Raw genomic sequence first — 10,014 nt, 5'->3', positions numbered from 1 at the left:
CTGTCTGGTGACGATAGCGAAGAGGTTCCACCCGTTCCCATGCCGAACACGGAAGTTAAGCTCTTCAGCGCCGATGATAATGAAGGGGCAGCCCTTTGTGAAAGTAGGACGTTGCCAGGCAATGAAACAAAGCTGTCAGATTGATTTCTGGCAGTTTTTTTTGTTTTTAGTCACATGAATAATTTTCCATGCCAAACCGGTTACTAGTGTTTCCCATAAGGTGAGGAAACGCCAATGCTGGTTATGATTCGTTATTTTATGTAAACCTAATTAGTTAATGTAGCATTGGAATAAGGGAGTGAGAGACCTCCCACCGTTCCATGACGGAAGGAAGGACACTAATCCACCAATTACATATAAAAAATGAAGCCGTTTCATAAACAAAAGAAACGGCTCTCGATCTTACAAGTGAGGCTTCTTTTTAACAGGCGGCGGGGAAAGCAAGGCAAGTATACCAGCTGCAAGTGGTAAAAACATCATGATCCATAGGATTTCATTGTAACTTCCAAAATAGTCGAACGCCATTCCAAATGGAAGCGGTCCAAGAGCAGAACCAACCACGACTGTTGTGGTGGCCATACTTTTTAATTTACCAAGGTTATTCAGTCCAAAATAGTTCGGCCAAATAATGTTATTGCATATTTTTGTAGTGCCGTCAAAAACACCCCACAGCACAATATATATCACGACGAGCCAAATTTGCTGAACATATATCAGCATAATGAGGGTAGCAGCGTTTAAGATAAAACCAGCTGAATAAACATGGTGTATGGGAAGTCTTTCTACGATAAACCCTGCAGCTAAGGTGAAAATAAATCCTGCTATCGGCATTAAGCTTAATAAAAAGGCGATAACGGTTCTTTCAATTCCTTTTTCTCCTAAAATCGAAAACAAATGAATGGTAATTCCAGTATTTATTAAAGCTGGTACAGCAGCACAAAGCATGGCAAACCAAAATTGTCTTGTTCGAACGGCTTCCTGGACGGTCCAAGAGGATGCTTTTCTTTTTTTGGCAGACTCTGCGGCAGCTTGCATTTGGTCTTTGCCCTTTCCTGCATCATCTGGAAGCAGTCCAACATCTTCTGGTTTATTTCGAATAAAAATAAAAGCAAGTGGCACAAACACGACGAGTAATAATATACCCCATAGTTGCCAGGCAAAACGCCATCCCCATGTTTCCATTAAAAATAGATTAATAGGTGGAAGAGCAGCCGCACTAATAAGAACGCCGAGTGTCATAAAACTCAGTGCGCGCCCGCGCTGTTTGTCAAACCATTGCGGGACGAGTGTGTTCGGTACAAGTGTCATAGAACCTTGCCCGAATAGACGAAGCAAATAAAAGCCGATAAACATCATAATCGGTCCAAGCAGCATACTATTCCAAAAGCAAGCGATAGCAAGCATTGTCCCCACAGTAACAGCCATAAAACGCTGACCCTTTTTATCAATTAATCTCCCGATTAAAAATAAGGATAAGCCAGCACATAACGTGGCTGCTGAATAAATACCGGAAATGGTTGTCCTTGAAGCCGAAAAGTCTTGAATATAGGCATCAAAGAAGACAGAAAAGGTATAGGTTTGGCCGGGACCGGAGAAAAACGCCCCTAAGCCGGAAATGAGGACAATAATCCAACCATAGAAAAAAGGAGGATTGACGGGGAGTTTTTGTTTAGCCGCTGGTTCAGCGGAAGATTTGCTCATGTTAGTCATGCTCTTCCCCCTTTTTGATTTTTTCGAGACACTAATATATCTTACCAGTCCCTTTGGGAACTGGCAATAAATAGGAATTAATTTTGACAATCATAGATTTCAAAAACGGTGCATACATTGAAATAGTGTTAACACAGAGAAGGGCAACGATGACGTAGAGATTTTTTAGTCCTTTAAGACAACCTGTCTATGAATTATCACCTCAGATGCACAAAATGGAATTATTTTAAAACATATATAAAGGAGGGCCATTCATGGGAGCTGAACGTTCGTCAGCACTTACATTTAACTTAGAAGAATCAGTATGGCTCGATAAAGGGCAGAAAATGAAGGAACTGCTGTCGCTCGGACTTGAACCTGACATTCGAATTGAAGAAAATATGGACTATGTCGCTATTAAAGGAGGACTTCATTTAAAAGGAGAATATCGGCCGTTAGGAGAAGAAGAACGAAGGGAGGAGCCAGCGGACGATAATCCTCCACCTCAATATGTGAAAGAAAATGAACAAAGAGATGACGGAACTGGTGAAATTAAACACTTTTTCCCGGTAGATGTGACCATACCGCTTAATCGCATTCATAATCTTGACGATATTTATGTGCAAATTGATGGTTTTGATTATGATTTGCCAGAGCCAGATTGTATTCAACTCACAGCAGATGTAAGTATAACGGGTATGAAAAATGAAGATGTAAGCCGTGAGGAAGAAAAACGAGAACCACTCACAGCACCGGAACCAATGCCACGATGGGATATGGAAGCAAAATATCAGCCAGAAGAAGCTGCACCTCCAGATTTCCCGCGTCCATATGATCGTTCATTTTCTTCTTATTTTCAAACCTCCAACCAGGAAAACGTAAACAATGATACAGACGAAGCAGTGGTGAGCCAAGAAGAAGCGGAACAAAGTCAGGAGCAAGTAGAAAACGAGATGGAATTTGAGCCAGAAGTAATACAAGAAACTAGAGCCGAAGAAACGGAAGAAGAAACGGAAGAAGAAACGGAAGAAGAAACGGAAGAAGAAACGGTAGAGAAAGAACCAACAGAGAAAGAACCAACAGAGGAAGAAGCAGATCAAGAGGTATCGGAGGAAGAAGTCGATACCGAGCCTCCTATTGTTACTTCTTTTCATAGTCGCACTGAAGCTGATGACACAGAAGAAGATACAACAGTAATAAGTGAAGAAGATATTGAAGCAGAGGAAGAAGAGCTGACAGAGGAAGATGAAAACGAAACAAAAACGGCATCCTCGTCTGACCGTGATGATAATGCTTTGTATTTGACAAAAGTGATGACAAAAGGGGAAGATGATTTTTCCCGAGTGAAAATGTGTATTATCCAAGAAAATGAATCATTAGATACAATAGCAGAACGTTATGATATTACGATCAGCCATCTTGTACGATACAACCGCCTGGACAAAGAGCATTTAGAAGAAGGGCAAATTTTATATATTCCCGCGTCCGCGGCAGGAAGTAATAAAAATGAAGGGTAACCTTGAAAGCATTCTTCAGCGCTACCCCCTCCATCCTTTACGTGTACAGCCATTTAATAAAGTAGCAAGAGTGGAAACTGCAGAAGGCATATTTGCGCTGAAAGAAACCCAATTAAACAAAGAGCAGGCGGAGCGTTTTTTACAGACGCTCCGTTTTTTTGAAAAGCAGCAAATGAAAACGGTAGTGCCGGTGCTGAGAAATAATTATGGCGATTGGTGCTGTATCGAAGATCATTATATGTATTATGTCACGCCATGGGGAAAGGAATGCAGCGGACTTCGGCGTGAATCGGAATTTTTTAAGGCATTAGCTATTTTTCATCGCTCTACTGAGTATAAAGAGACCATTCCGGAAAATGTATGGAAAGAACAAGGAGAGCTGTTAAAAAAGAAACGTGATCAGCAACTGCTGGAATTAGAAGCGTATGCGGATAGTATTGAAAAAAAACGATACTATTCTCCATTCGAGCTGGCGTTTCTTATGCATTTTCCGTTTTTATATCATCTCCATAAAGATTCCCTTTATTGGTATGATCAATGGGAAAGAAAAGCTGCAGAAAAAGAGAAGATACGCATCGTACGCTGCCATGGGCGCCCCTCCCCGGATCATCTCGTAATAGATGAATTTAGTAACTACCGTTTTATTAATCTCGAATACACCGCAGATGGTCATCCATTGTATGATGCCGCCTATTTGTATCGCTCTTGTCTAAAAGAAAGAATGTGGGAGCCTGTCCAGGCATATCCGTGGATAAAAACGTATGATTACCACTTTCTTCTTAAACCAGGCGATGAAGATCTTCTGAAAAGTCATCTCCTTAGTGAAGCCAATATTTATCCATTTTTAAAACAATCAAGCAGCCGTACCCTTGAAAACGAACCTGCCTTTACCTTCCAATTAGAAGAACGAATTTGGCTTATGGAAAAAATAAAAGAGGACCTAGCCACTTGGCCCGGCTCTTCTAAGAAAACAGAAGATTAATGAAAATCTCCACACAACAGAAAATTTTCGCTGTGTGGAGATTTTTATTTTTTTAACAAGTGAAATAACAATAAACTGTTAAACTGACAAGGATAATTAATAACATTACATCAAAGCTGGTCGGAAAAATTAACGTACGAAATAATTGAAAACATACAAGCGGCACTAATATTTGCGAACATGCTAACTTCCATTTTTTCCACCAGTATGGCTTTGAATTGTGCTTTTTCTTATGCTTTTTTGGGGGAGGATAATATGGAGGACGCGGCGGCCCGTGGTAAGGAGGATAATACCCCATTTTTCACCTTCTCCGCAAATAATGTTTTCTTTAGTGTATGCAGGTGCAGGGAAAGAGTGAGCCAGTGAAAAGAAAGAATCAAACAGGTTTTACATAAATGCAATGATAAACATAACCTCATCATATAAAATGTGAACGAGACTATTATTTTTGGCAGTGAAAAGGGATAAGGATAGTTCAAGGATGAAGACAATCGAATATTTCCGACTGGAACTTGATAATACGCGGTTATCCTTAATAAATTTGTTTACAGTGAGTTAGGATGATCAAGTATTGGTTATAAACGATTACTCAATGTGAAGAAATTTAGGGAATGTACCAGGAAAAAAGGCACCTCCTTGCTTAAATGGAGGGCTGCCTTTATTTACAGAAACACGATATTAAAAACTGTAAATTAGTAAGCTGTTAAAAATTAAAATGAAAGATATTACGAAAAAATGAGAATATTTGTGTGGCTGCAGGAAATTTTATTTAATTAAATGCATCATTTTCTTAAGGATGATTTGATATTTTCACTAGTTAGCACTGAAGTTAAAACGTACTATAGACCTCATCACATTCACCCTGTATTGGCTCATAAAAACAATGAAGTTTATATCGACCTACAAGGGGTTGGCCAAACCAGGTTGGTGGACAATCTCCTGGAGGCCGATGATACCATAAGCTATACTTAGCTGGCCACCGTCTTTCTCCGTTTATATTTCTTCGTGCTAACCGTTTTTCACTCTCTCTTGCTCTTTGATAAAACATACCATGTTCGACTGCTTCATAAGCATTAGGTTGATAAATCACTTGCGGGAGGGTCCGTAACCCTTCAAAATCGGAGCAATTGACTCTCGCTCGATTGACCGTAACAGCTCCTACATGTAGCATTCCTAATTGTCCTTCTCCTACGGCTTCGGCTCTCATCAGTCTGGCCAGAAGATTGATATCCGCATTGGAAGCCTTTATAACCGCCATAATGCACCTCCGTTTATTGAGCTATCTTTATAAATATGAGTCTTCGATTAAAATAATGACCTGTGAAGAACTTTGTTATTTTCTGTCTAATTTATTATGGGTGTATATAAACTGGTGTTCCTATTGGGATAATACTTGCCAACTCTTCTACATCTCGATTATGCATTCGAATACAGCCTCTGGACACCGCTTGGCCAATGGAGCTCGGATCGTTTGTTCCATGAATCCCATAATGTTCTTTGGACAGACTCATCCACATGGTACCGAACGGTCCTCCTGGGTTCGGTGCTTTATTAATGACAATAAAATTTCCGATTGGGGTCGCATACAGCATTCTTCCCACGGCAATCGGATACTGTTTTTGTAATACACCATCTTTTAATAGCCGGAGCCAGCGATTATGAATAGACACTTCTATTTGATATGGAATGGTGTCGGGGGATGGAAAGCCTGGTATAACAATAGATTGACCAGGATAAATAATATTTGGATCTATAGATGGGTTTGCATCGATGATTACAGAAAGCGGGATGCGATAATCTCTTGATATCTGTGTCAATGTTTCACCTGGTTTAACTGTATGAATCAGGGTATACACCTCCATAGGCTTTAGGTATCGCCCTACAGTATATGTAAAAGGTGAAGAGAGTTTACTAAAGGGGAGTGTTCCCTTTATAACCGGTCATTAAGGGCAAGAGAGAAGAGAGCTGGTCCAATGGGTGCCAGCTTGATTTATCCGTGTTAAGATTGTATTTTATTTAAAGCATAAATTAAATATTAGTTAATTTTATAAAGATAAACGAGTATATCTTTTTTTACGGCCTGCTTTCAAATAAGCTAAATTTGTATAGGGTCTGCTTTATCATCTATATAAGTAAATTTTCAATGGAAAGAGGTCGAGTACATATGTTTCGTTTATTTGTTGTTATTGGTTCTATCTTATTATGGGGAGGAATATCGTCAGGGTTTGTCTCTTCAGATGAGCATAAGTCAGATGGGTTGTCTGAAGAAGTTAAAAAATTATCTCGAAGTACAGAATGGAAGCAGGTAGAAAAAATAGATCTGGATTTTAACATCCATCACCCGCAGGGCATGACAAAAATTGGTGATCTTTATTACATTTCATCGGTTGAAATTCTTGAAGAAACAGAACAGTACGAAGAACCCAAGGGTGGTTATGAGCGTAGCCCGGGAGAAGGAATCGGCCATTTATTTATTATAGATGAAGAAGGAAATTTAGTTGAAGATCTGGAGCTTGGAGAAGACGATATGTACCATCCAGGCGGGATTGCTTATGATGGAGAGTATATTTGGGTTCCGGTTAGTGAGTATAGGCCTGATAGTCATTCCATCATTTATAAAGTTGACCCAAAAACAAAAGAGGTAACAAAAGAATTTGAAGCAGATGATCATATCGGCGGGATTGTAAAAGATGAAAAAAACAATAATATTTATGGAGTAAACTGGGGTTCGAGACAATTATATGAATGGAATGGAAAAGGAGAATTAAAATCTGTACAAGATAATAATAGCCATTTCATTGATTATCAAGACTGTGAAGGAGTCGATAAAGGGAATATGTTATGCACTGGTTTAGCTGAATTGACTGCTGATACTGATGAAACATATGAATTGGGAGGATTGGCTTTACTGAACAAAAAGACGAAAGAAATTCAACATGAAATTCCAATTTCAGAGTTTTCCTCTAATAATCACAATATTACTCGTAACCCCGTATTTGTTGAAAAAATGGAGAAAGGACTAAGACTTTTCGGTGTTCCCGATGATGACTATGCATCCCTGTATATTTATGAAACAGAAACGCAATAATATTGTGGAGCATTTTCAAGTTTGCATGAAAGCTTTTAGTACCATTAACCGACATGTTCGATGAATCATAAGGCAGGGATAACTCAGGCAAAAATCAGTTCGTTTAATTAATGAGTACCAATCATTAGTAGATTCTCACTTTATATATATAGAAATATGAGTCGGAGAGAGAAAATATAGATACAAGAAGCTGTCAAAAAGGGTGCCCTATGACAGCTTCTTTTACATTTTAACTTAAATTAAAACCAGTTAATAGGCTGCGGTGCGGTATTTTCAAAGACGTGTTTTACTTCGGTGTATTCTTCGAGCCCTTGTTTTCCCAGCTCTCTGCCGATACCTGAGGATTTGTATCCTCCCCATGGAGCTTGGGCGAAGTAAGGGTGGAAATCATTAATCCAGACGGTTCCCATGCGGAGCTTACTGGATACTCTTTCAGCTTTTTTAATATCTGTTGTCCATACAGCGCCGGCAAGCCCGTACTTGGAGTCATTTGCTAATTGTGTCGCTTCTTCTTCGGTGCTGAAGCGCTCAACGGATAATAGAGGTCCAAATGTTTCTTCCTGAACGATGCGCATGGACGTATCGCAGTTTGTAAAAATAGTCGGTTCAAAAAAGAAACCGTCCTGCAATTCGTCTGCTTCAGGGCGTTTCCCCCCGATAACCAAGTTAGCACCTTCATTTATACCAATCTCTACATAGTTTTCTACTTTTTCACGATGCGCTTTTGAAATGAGCGGACCGGATTGGGTGGACTCATCAAAGCCGTTTCCTAATTTTATTTGTTTAGTTCGCTCCACTAAGGCCTCAACAAACTTATCATGAATCGTGTCTTGCACGATTAAGCGCGCCCCTGCAGAGCATACCTGGCCGGCGTGGAAAAAGACAGCATTCAAGGCCTGGTCCACAGCTGTGTCAAAGTCTGCATCATCAAATACAACATTTGGATTTTTTCCGCCCAGTTCAAGGGCGATCTTTTTAAAGTTTCCTGCAGCGGCTGTCATGATTTTGCGACCGATTTCTACGCCGCCGGTAAAGGAAATAAGGTCTACGGCATGGCTTTCGGCAAGAAGCTGTCCAGTTTTTTGGCCGGCCCCTAAAATTAGGTTCACTACTCCTTTAAGAACACCAGCTTCTTCGATGAGCTCGGTTACTTTAATAGTAGTTAAAGGAGTAATTTCACTTGGCTTTATAATAATTGTATTTCCTGCAGCTAAAGCGGGAGCAATTTTCCATGCAGCCTGCAGCAGTGGATAATTCCATGGTGTGATTTGTCCGCAGACCCCGACAGGTTCTCGTACAACTTTGCTTTTGGAATCAGGGATAGGCGATTCAATCAATTCTCCGCCATCTTTATCGGCTAGGCCAGCATAGTAGCGGAAGACTTCTGCAATATCGGACATATCTTCATGACTTTCTGTCAGCGTTTTGCCTGTATCCAGGGTTTCAAGCTCTGCCAGCTCTTGTTTGTCGCGTTCAATCAGCTCGGCGATCTTCAAAACAAGTTTTCCGCGCTCAACTGCTGGAGTGTGCGGCCAAGTTCCTTCATCAAAAGCTTTTCTGGCTGCATCAATGGCAGATTGCGTATCCGTTTCGTCACCTTCTGGGACTTCTTCAATTGCTTCCTGGTTGAATGGATTAATGATAGTGCGGGTTTGACCGCTCGCAGCAGCAACCCATTCTCCATCTATAAACATTTTTTTAGCGCTCATATCGTAACCTCTTCCTTTATTGAAAATTTAACTAAAAACGCTTGTGCTGTGAGGAGGCTGAACTTTTGTATTCGGATCAATATAATGCTTTGCCTGGCTGATTGCGGTTGGAGCTTCTCCAAAGCCTGTAGCAATCAGCTTTACTTTTCCGTCGTAGGTTGCAATGTCGCCAGCAGCATATATTCCAGGAATGTTAGTCTCCATCTTCTGGTTTACCAAAATTGAATTTTTTTGAAGCTCCAGTCCCCATTCTTTAATAGCTCCAAGACTGGAAAGAAAGCCGTGGTTCACAATCAGAGAATCTACTTCTAAATTTTCGGAGGACTCGCCTTTGTTTTTTTTTAATACGATGGATTGGATAAAATCCTTTTCCCCAACCAATTCATCAATGATCACAGGAGTCTTAATGTTAACCGTAGAGTCTTTTAATTGGTTGACGCTGTGTTCGTGAGCTCTAAATTTATCTCGGCGGTGAACAAGGGTAACTTCGTCTGCGATTTCTTCGAGCATAAGAGCCCAGTCCACAGCTGAATCTCCTCCGCCGGATACGCAAACTCGCTGGTTTTTGAAGGCCTGCAGGTCAGTGATAGAATAGAAAAGGTTCTTTCCTTCGTATTGTTGGGCGGATTCATCTTTAAGACGCCGAGGTTGGAAGGCCCCTGCTCCGCCTGTGATCAAAATAGTCTTAGCGTAGTGAACAGCTCTTGTCGTAGTCACTTTGAAAAGTTGTTCTTCAAGCTTTTCAACATACTGAACGTTTTCTTCCAAGCATATTTCTGGATCAAATTGCTTGGCTTGTTCTTCGAGGTTGGCTACCAAGTCTTTGGCTAATACTTTTGGGAAGCCGGCAACATCATAAATATATTTTTCAGGGTACAGTGCCGCCAGCTGGCCACCGACCTGCGGCAGACTGTCAATCAGTTTGACCGACATTTCGCGCATACCGCCGTAAAAGGCGGCAAATAATCCTGTTGGTCCTCCGCCAATAATAATGGTGTCAACGACATGTTCAGAACTTTTCATATCAAA

8 protein-coding genes and 1 rRNA gene are annotated in these 10,014 nt (G+C 40.6%); 4 read left to right on the top strand and 5 right to left on the bottom strand.

What is annotated here, in order from left to right:
* The first annotated feature begins 3 nt into the window (after positions 1 to 3).
* Positions 4 to 120 (top strand): 5S ribosomal RNA (gene rrf, locus ACE1TI_RS03835).
* A gap of 282 nt (positions 121 to 402) precedes the next feature.
* Here rrf and ACE1TI_RS03830 read toward each other — a convergent pair.
* Positions 403 to 1,710: an MFS transporter gene (locus tag ACE1TI_RS03830; RefSeq protein ID WP_375006251.1), complete on the bottom strand. Its 1,308-nt coding sequence runs from the start codon at positions 1,708 to 1,710 to the stop codon at positions 403 to 405.
* 254 nt (positions 1,711 to 1,964) lie between these two features.
* Here ACE1TI_RS03830 and spoVID point away from each other — a divergent pair, with 254 nt between their 5' ends.
* On the top strand, positions 1,965 to 3,206 hold the full coding sequence (gene spoVID / locus ACE1TI_RS03825) for a stage VI sporulation protein D (RefSeq protein ID WP_375006250.1): 1,242 nt from the start codon (positions 1,965 to 1,967) through the stop codon (positions 3,204 to 3,206).
* Complete coding sequence (locus ACE1TI_RS03820; RefSeq protein ID WP_375006249.1) at positions 3,196 to 4,188, top strand: hypothetical protein; 993 nt, start codon at positions 3,196 to 3,198, stop codon at positions 4,186 to 4,188. The genes spoVID and ACE1TI_RS03820 overlap by 11 nt, the downstream gene beginning before the upstream one ends.
* Positions 4,189 to 5,017: 829 nt before the next feature.
* On the opposite strand, the gene ACE1TI_RS03815 is transcribed toward ACE1TI_RS03820, so the two are convergent.
* Positions 5,018 to 5,446: a cell wall hydrolase gene (locus ACE1TI_RS03815; RefSeq protein WP_375006248.1), complete on the bottom strand. Its 429-nt coding sequence runs from the start codon at positions 5,444 to 5,446 to the stop codon at positions 5,018 to 5,020.
* A gap of 94 nt (positions 5,447 to 5,540) precedes the next feature.
* Positions 5,541 to 6,035 carry a L,D-transpeptidase family protein gene (locus ACE1TI_RS03810; protein WP_375006260.1) on the bottom strand — a complete coding sequence of 165 codons (495 nt, stop codon included), beginning with the start codon at positions 6,033 to 6,035 and terminating at the stop codon, positions 5,541 to 5,543.
* 317 nt (positions 6,036 to 6,352) lie between these two features.
* Here ACE1TI_RS03810 and ACE1TI_RS03805 point away from each other — a divergent pair, with 317 nt between their 5' ends.
* Positions 6,353 to 7,276 carry a DUF6454 family protein gene (locus tag ACE1TI_RS03805; RefSeq protein WP_375006247.1) on the top strand — a complete coding sequence of 308 codons (924 nt, stop codon included), beginning with the start codon at positions 6,353 to 6,355 and terminating at the stop codon, positions 7,274 to 7,276.
* Between the two features lie 239 nt (positions 7,277 to 7,515).
* Here the strand turns inward: ACE1TI_RS03805 and betB are convergent, their stop codons facing one another.
* The gene (betB, locus tag ACE1TI_RS03800; RefSeq protein WP_375006246.1) at positions 7,516 to 8,985 is read right to left on the bottom strand and encodes a betaine-aldehyde dehydrogenase; all 1,470 of its coding nucleotides are present in this window, start codon (positions 8,983 to 8,985) and stop codon (positions 7,516 to 7,518) included.
* A 27-nt stretch (positions 8,986 to 9,012) separates the two neighbouring features.
* Positions 9,013 to 10,008: an NAD(P)/FAD-dependent oxidoreductase gene (locus tag ACE1TI_RS03795; protein ID WP_375006245.1), complete on the bottom strand. Its 996-nt coding sequence runs from the start codon at positions 10,006 to 10,008 to the stop codon at positions 9,013 to 9,015.
* Positions 10,009 to 10,014 lie beyond the last annotated feature (6 nt).

Source organism: Alteribacillus sp. JSM 102045 (assembly GCF_041949975.1).
In the GTDB taxonomy this organism is placed as follows: Bacteria; Bacillota; Bacilli; order Bacillales; family Marinococcaceae; genus Alteribacillus.
This window is presented reverse-complemented; position numbering and strand designations above follow the sequence as displayed.